The 18443-nt window shown below is 60.3% G+C and carries 16 protein-coding genes; 8 read left to right on the top strand and 8 right to left on the bottom strand.

Annotated features, from left to right (window positions below):
- Positions 1–110: 110 nt before the first annotated feature.
- The 4 genes from hisC (at position 111) to CVS29_RS05320 (ending at position 5083) form a co-directional block, all read left to right on the top strand.
- The gene (gene hisC, locus CVS29_RS05335; protein WP_110105281.1) at positions 111–1229 is read left to right on the top strand and encodes a histidinol-phosphate transaminase; all 1119 of its coding nucleotides are present in this window, start codon (positions 111–113) and stop codon (positions 1227–1229) included.
- 163 nt (positions 1230–1392) lie between these two features.
- Positions 1393–2628, top strand: coding sequence for a pyruvate dehydrogenase (acetyl-transferring) E1 component subunit alpha (gene pdhA / locus CVS29_RS05330; protein WP_110105280.1), 1236 nt, complete (start codon positions 1393–1395; stop codon positions 2626–2628).
- On the top strand, positions 2625–3599 hold the full coding sequence (locus CVS29_RS05325) for an alpha-ketoacid dehydrogenase subunit beta (protein ID WP_110105279.1): 975 nt from the start codon (positions 2625–2627) through the stop codon (positions 3597–3599). The genes pdhA and CVS29_RS05325 overlap by 4 nt, the downstream gene beginning before the upstream one ends.
- Positions 3600–3610: 11 nt before the next feature.
- Positions 3611–5083 (top strand): dihydrolipoamide acetyltransferase family protein, encoded by a 1473-nt coding sequence (locus CVS29_RS05320; protein WP_110105278.1) that lies wholly within the window; start codon positions 3611–3613, stop codon positions 5081–5083.
- Between the two features lie 136 nt (positions 5084–5219).
- On the opposite strand, the gene CVS29_RS05315 is transcribed toward CVS29_RS05320, so the two are convergent.
- From CVS29_RS05315 to CVS29_RS05295, 4 genes are all read right to left on the bottom strand, one after another.
- The gene (locus CVS29_RS05315; protein ID WP_110105277.1) at positions 5220–6530 is read right to left on the bottom strand and encodes an aminotransferase-like domain-containing protein; all 1311 of its coding nucleotides are present in this window, start codon (positions 6528–6530) and stop codon (positions 5220–5222) included.
- A 59-nt stretch (positions 6531–6589) separates the two neighbouring features.
- Entirely contained in the window at positions 6590–7222 is a 633-nt protein-coding gene (locus tag CVS29_RS18175) for a hypothetical protein (RefSeq protein ID WP_146212995.1), read from the bottom strand.
- Between the two features lie 253 nt (positions 7223–7475).
- Positions 7476–8588, bottom strand: a complete 1113-nt coding sequence (ald, locus tag CVS29_RS05300) for an alanine dehydrogenase (RefSeq protein ID WP_110105274.1) — start codon at positions 8586–8588, stop codon at positions 7476–7478.
- A gap of 52 nt (positions 8589–8640) precedes the next feature.
- Positions 8641–9126, bottom strand: coding sequence for a helix-turn-helix domain-containing protein (locus CVS29_RS05295; protein ID WP_110105273.1), 486 nt, complete (start codon positions 9124–9126; stop codon positions 8641–8643).
- Between the two features lie 36 nt (positions 9127–9162).
- On the opposite strand from CVS29_RS05295, the gene CVS29_RS05290 reads away from it, so the two are divergent.
- The 3 genes from CVS29_RS05290 to CVS29_RS05280 all read left to right on the top strand — a co-directional run bounded on the left by CVS29_RS05290 (position 9163) and on the right by CVS29_RS05280 (position 12478).
- On the top strand, positions 9163–10269 hold the full coding sequence (locus CVS29_RS05290) for a Gfo/Idh/MocA family protein (RefSeq protein ID WP_110105272.1): 1107 nt from the start codon (positions 9163–9165) through the stop codon (positions 10267–10269).
- Between the two features lie 147 nt (positions 10270–10416).
- Positions 10417–11661, top strand: a complete 1245-nt coding sequence (locus tag CVS29_RS05285) for an MFS transporter (RefSeq protein ID WP_110105271.1) — start codon at positions 10417–10419, stop codon at positions 11659–11661.
- 121 nt (positions 11662–11782) lie between these two features.
- On the top strand, positions 11783–12478 hold the full coding sequence (locus CVS29_RS05280; protein WP_170120895.1) for a biliverdin-producing heme oxygenase: 696 nt from the start codon (positions 11783–11785) through the stop codon (positions 12476–12478).
- A gap of 101 nt (positions 12479–12579) precedes the next feature.
- Here CVS29_RS05280 and CVS29_RS05275 read toward each other — a convergent pair whose 3' ends face one another.
- From CVS29_RS05275 to CVS29_RS05260, 4 genes are all read right to left on the bottom strand, one after another.
- Positions 12580–14040: a DUF2079 domain-containing protein gene (locus tag CVS29_RS05275; RefSeq protein ID WP_110105269.1), complete on the bottom strand. Its 1461-nt coding sequence runs from the start codon at positions 14038–14040 to the stop codon at positions 12580–12582.
- Between the two features lie 114 nt (positions 14041–14154).
- On the bottom strand, positions 14155–14985 hold the full coding sequence (locus tag CVS29_RS05270; RefSeq protein WP_110105268.1) for a heme ABC transporter ATP-binding protein: 831 nt from the start codon (positions 14983–14985) through the stop codon (positions 14155–14157).
- Positions 14982–16166: a FecCD family ABC transporter permease gene (locus CVS29_RS05265; RefSeq protein WP_110105267.1), complete on the bottom strand. Its 1185-nt coding sequence runs from the start codon at positions 16164–16166 to the stop codon at positions 14982–14984. Before CVS29_RS05265 ends, CVS29_RS05270 begins: the two co-directional genes overlap by 4 nt.
- Positions 16163–17383, bottom strand: a complete 1221-nt coding sequence (locus CVS29_RS05260) for an ABC transporter substrate-binding protein (RefSeq protein ID WP_110105266.1) — start codon at positions 17381–17383, stop codon at positions 16163–16165. The genes CVS29_RS05265 and CVS29_RS05260 overlap by 4 nt, the downstream gene beginning before the upstream one ends.
- 267 nt (positions 17384–17650) lie before the next feature.
- On the opposite strand from CVS29_RS05260, the gene CVS29_RS05255 reads away from it, so the two are divergent.
- Positions 17651–18412 carry a hypothetical protein gene (locus CVS29_RS05255; RefSeq protein ID WP_110105265.1) on the top strand — a complete coding sequence of 254 codons (762 nt, stop codon included), beginning with the start codon at positions 17651–17653 and terminating at the stop codon, positions 18410–18412.
- Positions 18413–18443: the final 31 nt, after the last annotated feature.

Below are 18443 nucleotides of genomic sequence, written 5' to 3'. Positions count from 1 at the left end.
CCCCATGGTTACATAGTCCAGCAGCAGACGGCTGCAATGAATCCTTTTCTAGCACCCTCCCCGGGCTCACTCCGCTCGCGTGGGGCCCCTCGGCCGCTACGCTTGGGGGTATGACTGAGATGAATGCTGCCAATTCTTCGGTGCGGCCTCGCCCTGTAGTTGCCCGCCTGCCTAAATACGCTGCGGGAAAGCCGCCGGAAGACGTCCCTGGGCTGGAAAGCTTCAAATTGTCTTCCAATGAAAACCCGCTAGGTCCGGTCCCTGCAGTTCTGGACGCGATCCGCAACGCCACGGATGTCCACCGTTACCCGGACCCGAGTAGCACTGGACTACGCACGGCGCTCGGCGCATTCTTGAACGTGTCAGCTGATGACATTGTCACAGGCACAGGAAGTCTCGGGGCGCTGGATCAGATCCTTGCGGCCTTTGCTGGACAAAATGAGAACGGCGTGCAGGACGAGGTTGTCTACGCGTGGCGGTCCTTCGAGGCTTACCCCATTTCTGTTGGGCTTGCCGGCGCCAAGAGTATTCAGGTCCCGGTCCGCGCTGATGGCAGCCACGATCTCAAAGCAATGGCTGGCGCCGTCACCAACAACACCAAGGTAGTGCTGTTGTGCACGCCCAACAACCCCACCGGCACCGTGCTGCGTACGGAGGAAACAGAAGAGTTCATCCGTAGCATTCCCCAAGACGTCGTAGTAGTCATCGACGAGGCCTACCAGGAGTTTGTCCGTGCGGAAGATGCCGTCAGTGGCCTGGATTTGTACCGTAAGTACCCCAATGTGATTGCCCTTAGGACATTCTCCAAGGCGCATGGGCTGGCTGGGTTGCGGGTTGGATATTCAATTTCACAGCCTTGGATCAGCCAATATTTGCGCGCCGCCGCAACACCGTTTGCCGTCTCCGGAATCGGAGAAGCCGCAGCGGTCGCCTCGCTGGAAAACAATGACCAGGTTGTGGAAAGAGTACAAAGCCTGGTGGAGGAACGTGACCGCGTTGTGGCGGGCCTGGAGAAACTGGGATGGGAGATTCCCGATGCCCAGGGCAACTTTGTGTGGCTGGCATTGGGTGCCAATAGTCAAGAGTTTGCAACATTGGCACAGAGCCACGGCCTCTCATTGAGGGCCTTTGGTGATGAGGGCGTGCGGGTCAGCATCGGGGAAACGGCAGCAAACACACGATTCCTTGAAATCTGTGCTTCCTATACAAAAGAGCCACGGCGTTCCTAGCGATTAACAAAGGCAGGTTTTGCCGGGCTCTACCGATACAGTTGTAAATCGAAAACGTATATATATGCGCCCCCCGGAATGCATTCCGTAGGTGGCATATATCGGTACCAACGAGTCGAGGCGGGGCGCTTGAAGCCCTGGGTTTGGCAGACGAGGAGACAGCATGGGCACCGCCCAGCAAGCTGACACAGGCAATTCGCGCACCAGTGCCCAGGCATCGACGCGCCCACAAGCGGGGACCTCAGCCGGCGTCCTGCGCGCAGCCACAGTGGGCCCAGATGAGGCAGTCCAGCTCCTTGATGAGCATGGCGCCATTCATCACGACGCCACCTTTAGCCCTTACATTGAGAAGCTGGACCCTGAAGTTGTGCGTGGTTTCTACCGCGACATGGCAATCGTGCGCCGTTTCGACACGGAAGCAACCGCCCTCCAGCGGCAAGGTGAGCTGGCCCTGTGGGTTCCTGTTATTGGCCAAGAAGCCGCCCAAATTGGTTCCGGCCGTGCCATGAACAAGGCCGATTATGCCTTCCCCACGTACCGTGAGCACGGGGTGGCGTTGACGCGCGGCTTGGATTTGGCAGATCTCTTGAAGCTCTTCCGGGGCATTTCCAATGGCGGCTGGGATCCTCGCGAGACCAACTTCCATCTCTACACGCTGGTGCTCGCCGCGCAGACATTGCACGCAGTGGGCTATGCGATGGGCATCTCGCGCGATCTGGCAGCTGACCCCACAACCGAGCCGGCCGCCGTGGTGGCTTACTTTGGTGACGGTTCCAGCAGTGAGGGTGACGTTCACGAATCCATGGTGTTCGCCGCTTCCTACGACGCCCCCGTGGTATTTTTCTGCCAAAACAACAACTGGGCTATCTCCGTTCCCTTCGAGGTTCAGTCCAAGGTTCCGCTGGTCAACCGCGCTGCCGGATATGGCATCCCGGGCGTTCGCGTTGACGGCAACGATGTTCTGGCCGTCTACGCCGTGACCCGATGGGCGCTGGAGCATGCCCGCGATGGCCATGGCCCCGTATTCATCGAAGCCTCCACTTACCGCGTGGGCGCACACACCACGGCCGATGACCCCACCAAATACCGTATGAGTGCTGAAGAAGAGTTGTGGAAAACCCGGGACCCATTGGACCGGCTAGAAACGTACCTGCGTGCCGCAGGATTGGCTGATGAGGCGTTCTTTGAACAGGTAACAAACGACGGCGACGAGCTGGCTGCCCATGTCCGCCGCGCCACATTGGCGATGGGTGGGGCGGATATTCGCCAAAAGTTTGCCACGGTCTATGCGCAGGCCCACCCTCTGGTGGCCGAAGAGCTGGCCTGGTTTGAAAACTATGAGGCGTCCTTTGCTGAGGAAAATACCGAGAATTCGCAGACCCAGGGCGGCGCAGCATGAGCACAATGACCATTGCCAAGGCCATCAACGAAGGTCTGCGCGCAACACTTGCCAATGATCCCAAGAGCTTCCTCATGGGTGAGGACATTGGTTCTCTGGGCGGGGTCTACCGTGTGACGGAAGGCCTGAAAAAGGAATTTGGCGCCCACCGTGTCATGGACACGCCGCTGGCGGAATCCGGCATTATTGGGACCGCCTTGGGCATGGCTTTGCGCGGCCACCGCCCCATCTGCGAGATTCAATTTGACGGTTTTGTGTTCCCGGCGTTCAACCAGATCACCACGCAGCTGGCTAAAATTCATACCCGCTCCGACGGCCAGCTCAGCGCCCCAGTGGTCATCCGTATCCCCTACGGTGGCGGTATTGGCTCCATTGAGCACCACTCTGAATCTCCCGAGGCGCTCTTTGCCCACACTCCGGGGCTGCGTATCATCACCCCCTCCAACGCAAATGACGCCTACTGGATGATCCAGCAGGCCGTTGAGTGCAAGGATCCGGTGATCTTCTTTGAACCCAAGCGCCGCTACTGGCTCAAGGGTGAGGTCAATACGCAGGAGAGCCCGGGGGATCCGTTCAAGGCACATGTAGTGCGCGAAGGTAGCGACGCCACCCTTGTGGCCTACGGCCCGCTGGTCCCCGTGGCCCTGGCTGCTGCCAACGCGGCTGCCGAGGATGGTCACAGTGTGGAAGTCATTGACCTGCGCTCCATCTCCCCGATCGACTTTGACACCATTGAAGCGTCCGTGAAGAAGACTGGCCGCCTGGTTGTGGCCCACGAGGCTCCAACTTTTGGTGGCATTGGCGGGGAAATTTCCGCACGCATCAGTGAGCGTTGTTTTTACTCGCTGGAGGCACCTGCCATCCGCGTGGGTGGCTTCCATATGCCGTACCCGGTAGCCCGAGTTGAAGAGCACTACTTGCCGGACATTGACCGCATGTTGGAGGCGCTGGACCGCGCCTTCGCATACTAGGAAGGCCTCCCATGTCTACCCAGAATTTCTTTAAGCTGCCCGATGTTGGCGAGGGCCTTTTGGAGGCCGAAATTGTCTCCTGGAAGGTCAAGGCCGGCGATGTTGTGGCCGTCAATGACGTGATTGTGGAGATTGAAACAGCCAAGTCGCTTGTTGAACTGCCCTCACCCTACGCGGGAGTAGTTGCGGCGCTGATGGTTGCTGAAGGTGACACGGTTGACGTGGGAACACCCATCATCGCCATTGGCTCTGAGGCGCCAGCCGGTGATTCCAAGGGTTTTTCAGCCGAGGCTCAGGGTCCGGCCCCCGCCGCCTCCGAGGTGCCGAACGAATCAGAGCAGATAAAGCCGCTGGTAGGTTCTGGACCCAAGGCTGACGCCGTCAAGCGCCGTGCGCGGAAAACTCCAGCCCATTCCACTGCAGCCCCTTCCACTGCAGCCCCTTCCACCCCGGCCCCTTCCGCTCCGAATGGGGACCCATCTTCGGCTCCGGTCTCGGCTCAGGCAGAGCCGCAGTTCCCGGCGGCAAACACTGCGCTCTCGGCGCAAGCAAAATCCAATCGCGTGTTGGCAAAACCGCCGGTGCGTAAGGCTGCCAAGGATCTGGGTATCGATCTAAGTCTGGTCTCCGCCTCCGGAGTGCGCGGCGAAGTGACCAAGAAGGATCTGCTCAGCTACCAAGATCAGCGCGCGGCTGGAGAAGGCCAGGGCGCATCAGCTCCGGGCCAGTCAGCCCAGTTCTGGTCAGCCTCAACTCCCGCCACCGGCAAGGTGGAAAACCCGCGCCAAGATGACCCTCGCATTGAGCGCATCAAGGTCAAGGGTGTCCGCAAGGCGACCGCCAAGGCCATGGTGGAGAGCGCGTTCTCGGCCCCGCATGTCAGCATCTTTGTTGATGTGGACGCCTCACGGACCATGGAATTTGTGAAGCGGCTCAAGGCGTCACGCGATTTCGAGGGCATTAGAGTTTCCCCCCTGCTGATTCTGGCCAAGGCCGTCATCTGGGCCGCCGCACGCAACCCCTCCGTCAACGCCACGTGGGCAGGCGATGAAATTATCATCAAGCACTTCATGAACCTAGGCATTGCGGCAGCCACGCCGCGCGGGCTTATGGTGCCAAACATCAAGGACGCACAGGACCTTTCCTTAAAGGAACTGGCCATTGCGTTGAATGGATTGGCCACAACCGCGCGGTCAGGCAAGACGGCACCGGCGGACATGGCCGGCGGCACGCTGACGGTCACTAACATCGGCGCACTGGGCATTGACACGGGCACGCCCATCATCAACCCGGGCGAGGTGGCAATCGTGGCCTTTGGTACCATCAAACAAAAGCCGTGGGTGGTGGATGGTGAGGTTGTGCCGCGCTGGATCACCACGCTGGGCGGATCCTTCGACCACCGCGTGGTGGACGGCGACCTCTCAGCCCGATTCATGGCTGACGTTGCCGCCATCATGGAAGAGCCGGCACTCCTGCTGGACTGAACCGGTCAGAAAATCCGCGCCTTGTGAAAAATGCCGCCGTTTGACGTAAATGCCATGGTTCAAACTAGGGCATTTACGTCAAACGGCGGCATTTCTGTGTAGCTACCGTACATGGCGGCTGCGGGCAGGGCCTCCGCTACACCCCGGCGATCGCCTCGGCCAGAACTGGAGCCAGCCGCTTCACTCCTTCACGCAACGTTTCCGGAGGTACGGCGCTGAATGCCAGGCGCAGCTTGTTGCTGGGGCCTTGCTGGGGAGAGAATGCTGCGCCAGGAACAAACACCACACCGGCATCGATCCCCTTGTGCAGCAGCGGGTATGTGTCGATCCCTTCAGGCAGGCTCAGCCAGACGAAGAAGCCGCCCTCGGGTTTGGTCCAGGAGACAGTGTCCGGCATGAACTCGGCCAAGGCCTGCAGCAATGCCGTGCAGCGCTCCTGGTACAGCGCACGGTAGGTGCTGACCTGGCCCTGCCAGTCGTAGTTGTTCAGGTAGTCGCTGACCAGCATTTGATTGAAGGTGGGCGGGCATAGGGTCACGGCCTCGCTAGCCAGGTAGAAGCGCTGCTTCAAATGTGCCGGGACCAGGGCCCAGCCAATGCGCAGCCCCGGTGCAAAAATCTTGGAGAACGAGCCCAAGTACAGCACGTCTTCAGCGTTGGCCGCACGCAGGGGCTCCGGGAGAACGCCGTCGAACTTCAAGAGCCCGTAGGGATTATCTTCCAGTACCAAGATATTTGCTTTACGGCATATATCTACAATTTCCTGGCGCCGTTCCCGTGCCAGCATGACGCCGGAGGGGTTGTTGAAGTTCGGGATGGTGTAGAGCAGCTTGATGCGCTTGCCCTCGGCCTGTAACGCGGCAATGCGCTCCCGCAGCAGTGCAGGGACAATGCCGTGCTCATCGCCAATCACTGGCTGTACGTCAACTTCGTACGCCTCGAAAGTGTTCAGTGCGCCAACGTAGGTGGGATCCTCGATCAAGATGACATCGCCTGGATCGCAAAAAACCTTCGCCGCCACGTCCTGCGCGGATTGCGATCCGGCCGTGATGACCACGTTCTCCGGATCGGCATCGAGAATTCCCTCCGCTGCCATGACCTGGCAAATTTGGGTCCGCAGTTCCAAGGTGCCCTGCCCGCCGCCATATTGCAGGGCCTCCAGACCGTGCGTGGCAATGATGGCGGACGCCGAAGCGGCCAGCCGATCCAGCGGCAGTGACTGCAGGTAAGGGTTGCCTCCGGCCAAGGACACCAGGCCCGGCTGCATGGAAATTTCGAAAACATCCCGGACGGCTGATTGCTTGATGTTGGCAGCCCGGGCAGAGAGCAGGGCTTCATGCCTGTGCGCGCCCGGGGGCAGTGTGCTGGCGGAGGCTCGCGTCAGGGCGTCGACGGCTTCTTCGGACAGGGTTTCGGCGGCGTAGGCGTCGGAGGCTGAAGTGTTCACGTGCTCAGGATATAACCAATGTTGCTAAATAGGCATCAAAAGTTTTTCTTTAGTGCGCGCTACTTCAGGCTGAGTGCCGCGCTGAGCGGTTGCCCATTGAGTGTGATCGCCACAGGTGCTCCGGCGGCCTGCTTGGCGGTGAGTAGAAGTTGCGCTTCCACCCGCGGGATGTCACATTCCCCGCCCATCACCAAGGTGCCCGTGAGGTGGGCCGTAATGCTTGTCCCCGACCGCTCAACTGAGGACACCGCAACAGCAGATTGCCAGAGAGCATTGAGCAGACCTGATTGTCCGTAGCTCTTCGAATGGTTATCGAGAAGTGTTTGCAGCGCCGCCTGGACGGGGTCCGTATAAGTTACGGGCGCGCTTTTTACGGCAACCGCACTATCCCCGCAGCCCACCGCCGGTCCAGAGACGCCGGAATCGTGCTCGGCGATGAAGTACAGGCTCAAGGTTGCCGTGGTGGGCGCAGCTGTTGCGTGTGTCGAGGACGACGCCGGATCCTGGCTTGGTGCCCCAATCCCACCAGTGCTTGAGGTGCTCAGGCTTGAAGTGGGGGAGGAGGTGGCCGTTTTGCTGGCGGCTGTGTCGCTGGCCGCCGGGCTTGCTGAGCCGCCCCGGTTGCCTCCCGTGCATCCTCCCAATGCCAGGACGATTCCTGCCAAAAGTACCAGAGCTGATGATGTCCTCATGACGGCCTCCCGATGAGACGTAGGTGGATGCGATGCTTGCACACCGCTTCTGAGCTGCCGCGTTTCTGAGCCGCCACTTTTTTCTGGCAGCCACGCTTTTGGCAAGCAGTATCTCTACAAATCACGCTACGTCAGCCCACGGTGCGAATAAAGGAGCGCAAGGCAACAGGCGTTCAACTGCAACCACGTCGCAGGATGGTCACGAGCCCACGAGCCCACGAGCCCACGAGCCCCTAACTGCGGCGATGAAGCCTCATACGAGCACGCGCCAGTCAGTGCTCAGTGGCAGGCCATGTGCCGTGGAAACCGAATGGTGCGTGATGGAGCCGCCAGCCACGTTGAGCCCTGCCAGCAGGGCTGGATCGGCGTCAAGCGCGGCGGCCACGCCACGGTTTGCCAGGGCCACCACGTAGCGCAAGGTGACGTTGGTCAGTGCGTAGGTGGAAGTGTTGGGTACCGCGCCGGGCATATTTGCCACACAGTAAAACAGTGAATTGTGGACAGTGAAGGTGGGATTGTCGTGTGTGGTGGGCCGGGAATCTTCAAAGCAGCCGCCCTGATCAATGGCGATGTCTACTAAAACCGAGCCCGGCTTCATGCGGGACACCAATTCATTGCTGACAAGCTTGGGGGCCTTGGCGCCGGGAATCAGCACGGAGCCAATCACCAGATCTGCCTGCAGTAGTGATCGCTCGATCTCCAAGGTGTTAGAGGCCACGGTTTTGAGCCTGCCATGGTAATCGTCATCCAGTTCCTGCAACCGCGGGATGTTAATGTCCATGATGGTCACGTCGGCGCCGGCGCCAATGGCCATGGCCGCGGCCTGGGTGCCAGAGACCCCCGCTCCCAGGATGGCCACATTGGCTGGGCGAACACCCGGAACCCCTCCCAAGAGCATGCCCTTTCCGCCAAACGGGGCAGTCAGGTACTGGGCTCCTACCTGTACTGACAGGCGCCCTGCCACAGCTGACATGGGTGCCAACAGGGGAAGAAACCGTCCCACCTGAACGGTCTCGTACGCAATGGCCGTGACCCCCGAATCCATGAGTGCGCGCGTTAGTTCCGGCTCTGCAGCCAGGTGCAGATACGTAAACAGCACCAGCCCCTTGCGGAAGTAGCCGTATTCGCTGCTGACGGGTTCCTTGACTTTGACCACTATCTCAGAGCGAGCCCAGATCTCACCGGGATCCCCAAGGAGTTCCGCGCCAGCTAAGGCAAACTCGGCGTCACTGATACCTGAACCAGTTCCGGCCCCGTTCTGGACCAGCACGGTGTGCCCGTTACGGACCAGTTCATGAACCCCGGAAGTAGTGAGGGCCACGCGGAATTCGTTATTCTTTACTTCTTCTGGAACGCCAATGATCATGATGTACCGTCCTCACTAAATTATTGTCAAAAAATTGGCTGGTTTGGCGCCCTCAAAGAGGTGCGCTGAAGGGACGTGCGGCCGCGGCTGGCCGGTCAGGGTGAGCGCCGGTCAGGGCGAGCACCGGTCCGCGCGAGCCGGAAAGCGGGCTACTGGGGGGGCTCCCCGGCACTGAGACCTTTTGGCTGGCTAACCAGTCCGTAATATCTTGACGGCGGATGCGCCGGTGCGAGCCGCGGTATTCCACAGCAATCTCGCCTCGATCCGTAAGGTTACGCAGAAAGGTGTGGGAGATCCCGGCCAGTTCTGCGGCCTGAGACGTGGTGAGTAGCTCAGCAATGCTGGCTACATTCACGGCGTCCCCTTGCGAAAGCCGGCGCAGGAGGTCCAGCACGGCTTCCCGCGCACCAGTATCAAGACGGTGCGCGGTTCCGTCCACGAATACCGTCACATCATCACTGTCGGCGAGGGTCCGTGTCAGGGCAGCCTGTTCTTCGGGACGCAAAGGGGAACTGATTCGGGGCGCATGCAAGGTCATGGATCACATGGTAACCCGGACTGTAGGGTATGACCCATGGAACAAAGAATCCGCACGGCAGTCTTGGGATATGGATTGGCGGGAAGTGTTTTCCATGCCCCGTCAATCGCCGCGTTGGATACGTTTAGTTTGGACGTCATTGTCACCTCGGATCCGGCCCGCCAAGCCGCGGCACTAGCAGCCCATCCAAGTGCCCGGGTGCTCTCCCGCGAGGAGTGGGATAGCGCCACAGGGGATGGGGCCAACAGTCATGAAAACCTTGACCTGGTAGTGGTGGCCACCCCGCCAGCTACACACGTGAGGCTGGCAAGCCGGGCGTTGGCAGCAGGCTGCGCGGTAGTGGTGGACAAGCCTTTCACACCGAGCAGCGCTGAGGGCGAGGCGTTGATTGCCCTGGCCAAGGCGCGCGGACAAATTCTCACCACCTACCAAAATCGGCGCTGGGACGGGGAATACCTCACGCTGGTGAAACTACTCGCTGACGGTGCCCTCGGTTCGGTCCACCGTTTCGAATCCCGTCTGGAACGGTGGCAGCCAGTCATCACCAAGGCCTGGAAGGCGCAGGCAACAGTGGATGCAGGTGGCGGGATCCTTTTCGATCTGGGCACCCATCTCATTGATCAGGCGTTGGAACTTTTCGGCCCCGTGACGCGGGTCCATGGGGAATTGGCCGCCAGGCGCCCGGCAGAAATGGCCGACGACGATGCTTTCGTTGCGTTGGAACATGCCAACGGGGTGATTTCTCACCTCTGGATGAATCTGACAGCCGCGCATAAAGGCCCGAGGCTGCGTGTGCTGGGCTCGGAAGGTGCCTATGTGAAGCAGGATGGCGATATCCAAGAAGCGCAGCTCCAGGCAGGGATCCGCCCGGGTGATGCAAGCTACGGTGTTGAGTCCCCGGAGCAGTGGGGAAATGTGTGGCGGGCGGGGGAGGCCGCACCGGTCCCCACCGAACGGGGAGATTTTTCAGTTTTCTATGAACTGCTGGCGGACGCTATTTCCCAGGGCGGCCCAGTGCCGGTGGATCCGGCCGATTCCGTGGAAGGATTAAAAATCATTGAATTAATTCGAGCCAGCGCAGGGCGATCTTTACCCGGCAGCGCAACTTCCGGCAGCGCTACTTCCGCCAGCGCCGATTCCTAAAGGGTCACTTCCGCGGAGTCAGCGTCAAAGTCGACGCGGCAAGTAGCTCGGCACGTAGGCTGGGGCCATGCAATTCAGGATGGTACGGATCAGTTGGACTGAGCGGGAGGCACGGGCGTGACTTTCAAAGATGCAGATGCAGGAGCCATGCCCACCGCCCAAAGTGTGGCGTTGGCTGAACCCACAATCAATGTCAGGCACCGCTGGACAGCGTCTATTGTGCTAGTCAACGTGGGTATTAACGCCGCCTTCTTTGGCCCCATACAAGTTCTGCTGGGGCAGCAGGCCATGACCTTTAACGCCGATGAGAAAGAGGGCATTCTAGCGTTGGTGACAGGTGCAGGTGCCGCTGTCTCCCTTGTTGCCAACCCACTTTTTGGCACGTTCAGTGACAGGACAACCTCACGCTTTGGCCGGCGCGTCCCCTGGGTTTTCATCGGCGCCTTACTGGGCACCATTGGCCTGGTGGGATTGGCGGGTGCGCCCAGTGTTGCGGCCATGACGCTCCTGTGGTGCCTGGTGCAATTGGGCTGCAACGGGGCGCTTGCCGCCACCACGGCGGCCATCCCGGACCAGGTTCCGGTGCGCCAGCGCGGCAGCATTGGCGGGTTGGCGTCCATGGGCACCGTGGTGGGCATCCTGGTGGGGGCGGCCATTGGTGCCGTAGTGTCCGGAAACTTCGCACTCGGTTTCATTATCTGCGCCATTGGCCTGGTGGTGGGCATGGTGCCGTACTTGTTTTTCGCCAATGACCCAGTATTGGATGCGAGGGAGAAGTCGCCCTTTCGCTGGGTGAGTTTCATCGCCGGCTTTTGGATCTCACCACGCCGTTACCCGGACTTTGCGTGGGCGTGGATCACCCGCTTCCTGGTCAACGTGGGCAACCACCTGGTCACCTTATACTTGCTGTTCTTTCTCACTGACGCCGTGCATCACAAGGATCCCGCGTTCGGCGTCCTGGTCCTGACGGGCATCTACGCCGTTTTGACGCTCATCACGGCCGTCATTGGCGGGCGGTGGACTGACAAGGTGGGCAGGCGCAAACCATTTGTTATTGCCTCATCGGCAATCATTGCCCTCGCCGCCCTGATTCTTGCCTTTTTCCCAACCTGGACCGGAGCCATTGTGGGCGCTGCGGTTCTGGGTATTGGCTACGGGGTGTACCTGGCCGTGGACTTCGCGCTCCTGACCCAGGTCCTGCCATCTTCCGCCAGCCGGGGTAAGGATATGGGGGTCATCAATGTGGCTAATTCCCTGCCGCAGGTCATTGCGCCCATCATTGCGTGGCCACTGGTTACCCTGTTCGGTGGCTATGTGACCCTGTATGTGGCGGCCGCCGTGATTGGGCTGCTTGGCGCCGTGTTCGTCGTCAAAATCAAGGGGGTTGACTAAGGGAGGGCCGAGGGCTGCGCCCCTCTGAGCAATTTGAGTGACACTGTGTCGTTAAGATCTTGACAGACTGTCACTATCTTTGATTAGCTAAGGCTTACTTAATCTAATTATGGAGTTTGCCATGTCTGCACCCGCAGTTGAATCCGCTCTACCCGAGACTGCTGCTGAGCTCTCGCAGGAACTTAAAACTCACACCGCGGCAGCCCACGCGGCGGCAGAGGATTCCAGCTTCGTGGCCGAGCTGATGGGTGGGACTTTAGATGCTGCCGCCCTGATCAGCCTGCTGGATCAGAGCCTGATCATTTACCGCGCCCTGGAAGCTGCCTTGGCTTCCCATGTAAACCACCCCCAGCTGGGTGCTTTCATCGATCCGAAGCTGGCCCGCGTTGGAGCACTGGAACGCGATATGGCCTACCACCACGGCGCCGACTGGGAGGCGCAGCTTGCTGACGGGCGCATCACCATTGTGCCCGCCACCCGCACCTACGCCGATGAACTCTCAACTCTGGGCCGCGAATCAATCGAGTTCCTGCTGGCCCACCACTACGTGCGCTACATGGGCGACCTCTCCGGCGGGCTCATCATCCAGCGCATGGTCCAGCGCCACTACGGCATTGCCGATGAGGGCCTGAACTTCTACGCCTTCGATCAGATCGCCAAACCCAAGCCGTACAAGGACGCTTACCGCACCCTCCTGGACACCACCGATTTCACCCGGGAACAAAAGGATTCCATCCTAGCTCACGCCTCGAATTCCTTCGAACTCAACCGGGCAGTATTTGTGGACTTGGACGCTGCCCGCAAGGCCGCTGCCTAGTCACACCCTCAACAAGTCACGCGCTTAACAAGCCACACGCTTAACCCAAAGAACGACGGCGGCACTCCCGTGCCGCCGTCGTTCTTCCTCCCGAAGGGGTACTACTCCTTGCGGGCCACTTGGTAGTGAGCGTCCGCATAAACAGTGACAAAGCGGGTACCGGGGAAGCGCTGTTCCGCCTCCTGGGCGATGGCGGTGGCAGCCAGGCCAGGGCGGCCGGAAACATCGAAGAAAACGTAGTCCGGGACCGGATTCTTGTTGCCAATCCAATACACTTCGGTGCGGTCCACCAAATAGCTCATGAGAGAAATATCGGTTTCCACCGTGACACCATCCGGCACGGCGGCCAAGGCGCTTTGTGAGGAAGCTGCCGTGGTGAGCGGGAAGTTTTTGGCCGGGTCGGCCAACTTTTCAAAAGCGTATTGGCTGCTCAGTACCACGGCAATGACCATGATGGTGGTGCCCAGCAGCAACCGTAGCCGCATGCCGGAGAGGACTTTGCGCCGGGACAGCGCATCAATGGCGGCGATGAAAACCACTGGCATCAGGACGGCGCTGTATTGCCATTCCTGCCCCCAGTACACGGGGAGTTCCGAGAGGAAGCGCCAGGCCAGAGTGGGCAGGACAATCAGCGTTAGTGGTGAAAACAAGCAGAGGCCGGCGGTGATGGCTGCCAGGAGCAGCACTGTGGTGACCTTGTCCGGCTGGAAGAGGGTTGCGGGGTCTTTTAAGAGGCCTGCGATGTTGAGCTGGCTCTGGTAGGCCCATTCGGATCCGGGGTTCATCGAGGGCAGAATGACTTTGGTGGTCAGCACGAACCAGCCCACACCCCAGGCTGAGAGCCAGAGGCCGGCGGCGGTTCGGGCTCGCCACGCCATGACCAGGCCAATGACAAACACCGTCAGCCCCAGGTCCTCCTTGACGAAGACAAGCAACGAGGCCCATATCCAGGCGGAACGCCACTTTTCCTCCAAGAGTGCAACCAGGGATAGGGCCAGCAGCGGGACAGCAAAAGCAATCTCATGGAACTGTGAGTCCACGGCAGATTGCAGCCCCCAACTCAAGGCGTAACCAACCCCCAGGCATGCGCCGGTGATCCTGCCCAGCCGTTTGATGGCCAAATGGGCAACAACCACCACGGAAATAGCCAGCAGCATGTTCTGCACCACCAGCAAGGTGTAAGCGCTGGGGAAAAGCTTGTAAAACGGGGCCAGCAACACCAGTATAGGGTGGAAGTGATCGCCGAGCAGGTTGTAGCCATCGCCCTTCAGGCTCACAATGGGCGGGCGGAAGTTTGCGTAGTCCTTGGCTAATTGGGTGAAGATACCCAGATCCCAGGACCGGACGGTGAAGCTTTGCCACTGCAGCCAGGAAAACATGGAATACACCACGAAGGCCATGGCGCCTACCAGTCCAGACAGGGACAGGGCTGAGGCAGCCACCTCCCGCAGTCCGGCCGAGATGCGGGGTCTCGTACCGGGCGGAACGGCCGCCGCGTCCTGCCCATCCCGGGCGTCCTGGCGACTAGTCGCCTCGGGGCTGATTTTTTGCACTGTGCTCACCGTGAAAGTCTAGGCTGGGAGCCTGCTAACCCGGGCATTGTGAAATGCCTGGCTGCGGCCGCGGGCACTGCAGAGTAAGGGCGTGCCCAAGGTCTGGGGCTTGTTAGCTGCGCTTTACCTGCGCGGAAAAATGATTGTGCGGCCTGTGACGGGATGGGCCATGACATCGATTCCGTGTTGGTAAACGCGGCTGAGGATCTCCTCCGTCAACACCTCTTCGGGTGTGCCAAGGGCGGCCAGCTGGCCCTTCTCTAGAACCGCAACCTTATCGGCATAGCCAGCTGCCAGATTCAGATCATGGAGCACAACCACCACGGCGCGGCCGGCGGCGGCACGAGCGCGGGCCACTTGGAGCACCAATTCCTGGTGCCGCAGATCCAAGGCTGCGGTGGGCTCATCGAGCATCAATACAGCGGTGTCTTGGGCCAGTATCCGCGATAACGCCACGCGAGCCTTCTCGCCACCCGAGAGGTGGGAGAAACGCCGTTGGGCAAAGTCACTGATATCAGTGGCGGCCATGGCAGCGGTGATGAGTTCGTCGTCGTGCAGGGAAGCTGCCGTGTTGGACCAAGGGGCGCGGCCCATCTGGACCACTTCAAGCACATTGAAGGGGAAGCTGAGCTGGATCTGCTGCAAGAGCACGGCCCGTCGCAGCGCCAACTCCTGTGCACGCCATTGGTGCAGTGGGCGGCCGGAGAGTTCAATCTGGCCGCTTTCTAGCTCTAGATCGCCGGCCAAGGCGGCTAGCAGCGTGGACTTTCCGGCGCCGTTGGGCCCCACCAGGGCCAGTACCTCCCCGGCCATGACGGATAAGTCAACACTGTTGAGCACCCTCTTGCCACCCAGCTCTACGGAGACGCCGGTGGCCACTATTGCTACCTCGCCGGGGATCAAAGGGTCCGGAATCTCTGTGGGCGGGGCGCGGAAAACATCCAACATGCTCATGCCCAGCCTCCTTGTTCGTTGCGGGTCCGGCGCAGGAGCCAGAAGAAGAAGGGGCCGCCAATGAGTGCCGTCAACATGCCCAGGGGAAGGTCTGAATACGTGACGAGGGTGCGGGCTCCAAGATCGGCCAGCAACACTAGGAGTGCGCCGCCCAAGGCGCTGGCGGGCAGGAGTAGTTTGTGGCCCGGGCCTGCGATGATGCGGATCAAGTGCGGCACCACGAGTCCCACGAAGCTGACAATCCCAGTGAAGGCCACCCCTGCCCCCACTAGCAGGGCTACCGTGATAATCATTCTCATGCGAAGCCGTTCCACATTGACACCCAAATGCCTGGCCGAGCGTTCTCCCAGTGCCAGCAAGTCCAGTTTTCCGGCCGCAGAAAAGGCCATGACCAAGCCGGCAACTAACAGTGGCAGCACGGAGAGAACACTGATCCAACTGGTTCCGTTGAGGCTGCCCAACTGCCAGAAGATGAGCTGGTCACGGGCGTTGGGATCGGCAACATAGGTATAGAAGGCGATCATTGCGAACGTGAAGGCGTTCACCGCAATACCCGTCAAGACAAGCGTCACCACTTCAGTGCGGCCCTTGCTGCGCGAGAGGCTGTACACCAGCAAAGTGGTGATGAGCCCGCCCATGAACGCGAAGATGGCCACCACCCAATTCCCGTGCGTGGCCAGACCTGTCACTATGGCGGTGCTGGCCCCCACAGCTGCGCCGGAGGACACCCCCACCACAGCAGGTTCCGCCAGCGGGTTGCCAAAGACTCCCTGCATGACGGTGCCCGAGCACGCCAGTGCGGCACCGACAATCATGGCCAAGGCGACGCGGGGAAAACGGACTGACCAAAGGGTTTCATAGCCTCGAGGATGTTCCGGAAGCGGTGCTCCGCCGAAGGGGGCACTCAGTCCGGTGCCGAAGTAGTCCAGCCAGCCCTGCAGCCAGTTATTGATGCCGTGAAGAATGCTGCCAATGACTTCCACGGGGGCAATGTGCAGTTGTCCCGTGCCGGCGGCGATGATGGCGGTAATGGCCAGTGCCGCCGAAAGGACACCCAGGATGAGGCGGTCCTTCGCTCTACCTCTAGATTTCTTTGGGGCTTTGCGGGGCTTGGGTGGTTTGCTAATTTCTAGCTGTGCGGCGGCGGACTCCGTGGTGTTGGTGGACGTTTTTGTGCTCATTCGGAGTTTCCATGGATGGCTTGAGAGAGTGCCTTGATGATTTGGCCTGAGCGGGGGCCGAAGCTGAGCAGCGTGCCATCGGCCACATCAATCACACGCTTGTTGGCTCCGGCAGGCGTCTGGGCAATGCCTTGAATCTTGAATAGGCCTTCTGCTCCACCCACGCTTTCGAGGCCTCCGGACATAAGGAGCAGCACGTCAGGGGCGGCCTTGATCAAAGCTTCGGAGGTGAGAGGAGTAAAAGGCATCTTCAAGCCAATGTCTGTTCCGACGTCGGCAGCGCCAGCAGCCTTGATCATGTCATCGGCGCCGGATCCGGGGCCCGCCATGAGGTAGACGCCAGCGGTGCCGCGTACATACAGGAAAGCGATGCGCGCCGGGGTAGCGTCGCGGGGAACCATGCTCAGTGCGGCAACCATGTCCGCGCCAACCAGCTTGTTGAGCTCAACGCCGGCGTCAGGAATACCCAGGGCCCCGGCAACGGCGGTGATCTGGTGACTGACCCCGTTCATGGTGCGGGACGGGTCAAAAAATATTACCGGGATGCCTACTGCCCGCAATTGTTCTTGTACTTCCAGCGGGCTGATGGTGGTGTCAGTGAAGATGACGCTGGGGTTCAGTGCGGTAATAGATTCGGCATTGAGATCATGGCCTGTGGGGGTGACAATCGTGGCATTTTTCGCCTGCGGGAAGTCTGCTGCACGGTCCCGGCCAATGACGTTGGCTCCCAAGCCCAACCCATAAACAATTTCAGTCAACGTGCCGTGCAAATCAATGGTGACGATTCGGCTCACATCTGTAACTGACACTTGCACCCCGTCGCAAGAAAGCACGGTGGTGGGGAGTGCGGGGGTGGGGGTGGCGGCCACTATGGGCAGGGTGATCCCCGATGTATCAACTGTTGTGGGGCCCGCCTGAGTGGAACTGGTAGAGGTTGTGCTGCCGGCTGAGGCGCCCGGGCTTGTGCTTACTGCCTGCCATTCGGTGGGGAGCGGTAGCTTGCCGGCTGTGCCGTCCGTGCATGCGGACACAGGAGCCGCGGTTGTGGAGGTGGCCGCGCTGGGGGAGTCTGCCGGGCCCTTAGTGCCGGGTTCTGCGGGAGCGCATCCACTGACAAGCCAGGAAAGCAACACCACTGACGCGAGGGTTGCAAAAGAGTGTTTCCGGGCGCTTGATCGGCGTTCGGGCGCAGCAAAGGGCTGAAAAGCAAAAGTCATTAGTTCCCCAGAGAGAGGCGGCGACGGTGCAAAAGTCGGTCCGCAGCAAGCCGTAAACCGTCCTTTTTCTTAACTAAGCCTACCCTAGGTTAGGTTATGTTTAGGTCAATCTAATCTTGCGTAATGTGCGTGCCTGAAAAGTTGCTACATGCTTCGCCGGGAATCCAGAGAATCAACGCGATATTGCGTCATCACAGCATGCGCACGGACAGTTCGTTCTGTGCGCATGGCGGGCTGCTTCCGGGCAGGCCCCCAACAAGGAGGATCATGAGGGGAATCACCAGCCGCGATGTGGCACAGGTGCCACAAAGGGGTGCTCAGACGCGCCTCACCCGCATTCTGGGTGTTTTAGTGCTGTCAGGCGGCTTGGCTCTGGCGTCAGGTGCTGGTGCGTTTGCAGCATCGAGCAGTGGGCCCAGCGGCCAGTCGCTGACTGTGGACAGGTCAACAGGGTTGGCCGAGGCAGGAGACTCCGTGCAGGTCAGCGGTGCCGGTTTCGATCTGAGCAAGGGCATTTACGTGGGTGTCTGCGTCAATAATGGTCCCGGCGTTGTAGCCTCGCCATGCCTCGGCGGTGTAGATATGACCGGTGGGAGCGGCAGCTCATTGTGGATTTCCTCCAACCCTCCGGCCTATGGTCAGGGACTTGCGCAGCCGTTCTCCCAGAGCGGAGGCAAGGGCTCATTCTCTGTCTCGTTGGCTGTGAGTGCGGCCGATGCGTTGACGAGTTGTCAAGATCCGGCCACTGCGCCCAATGGTTGCGTCATTGCCACTCGCGCAGATCACACCCGTAGTGCAGACCGCAGCGCTGATGTCATGGTTCCCATTAGTTTCGGGGCCGCAGCCGCGGAAAAGGGCGCCGGTACAGTCGCCGACGCCGCCGGGCAGAGCGGCGAGAAGAAGGCAGCCAAGGGTGGCCTGGCAAAAACGGGTGCCACAACAGGCATTTACATTGCTGGCGGCGCAGTGCTGCTGGCGCTGGGCGGCGGCGCCGTTGTCATGACCACCCGGCGTCGAGGTGGGAAATGAACCAGCCCAATTCCACAAGAAATTCTCCCCG

The organism is Arthrobacter psychrochitiniphilus (genome assembly GCF_003185915.1).
GTDB classification, from domain to species: domain Bacteria; phylum Actinomycetota; class Actinomycetes; order Actinomycetales; family Micrococcaceae; genus Specibacter; species Specibacter psychrochitiniphilus.
This window is presented reverse-complemented; position numbering and strand designations above follow the sequence as displayed.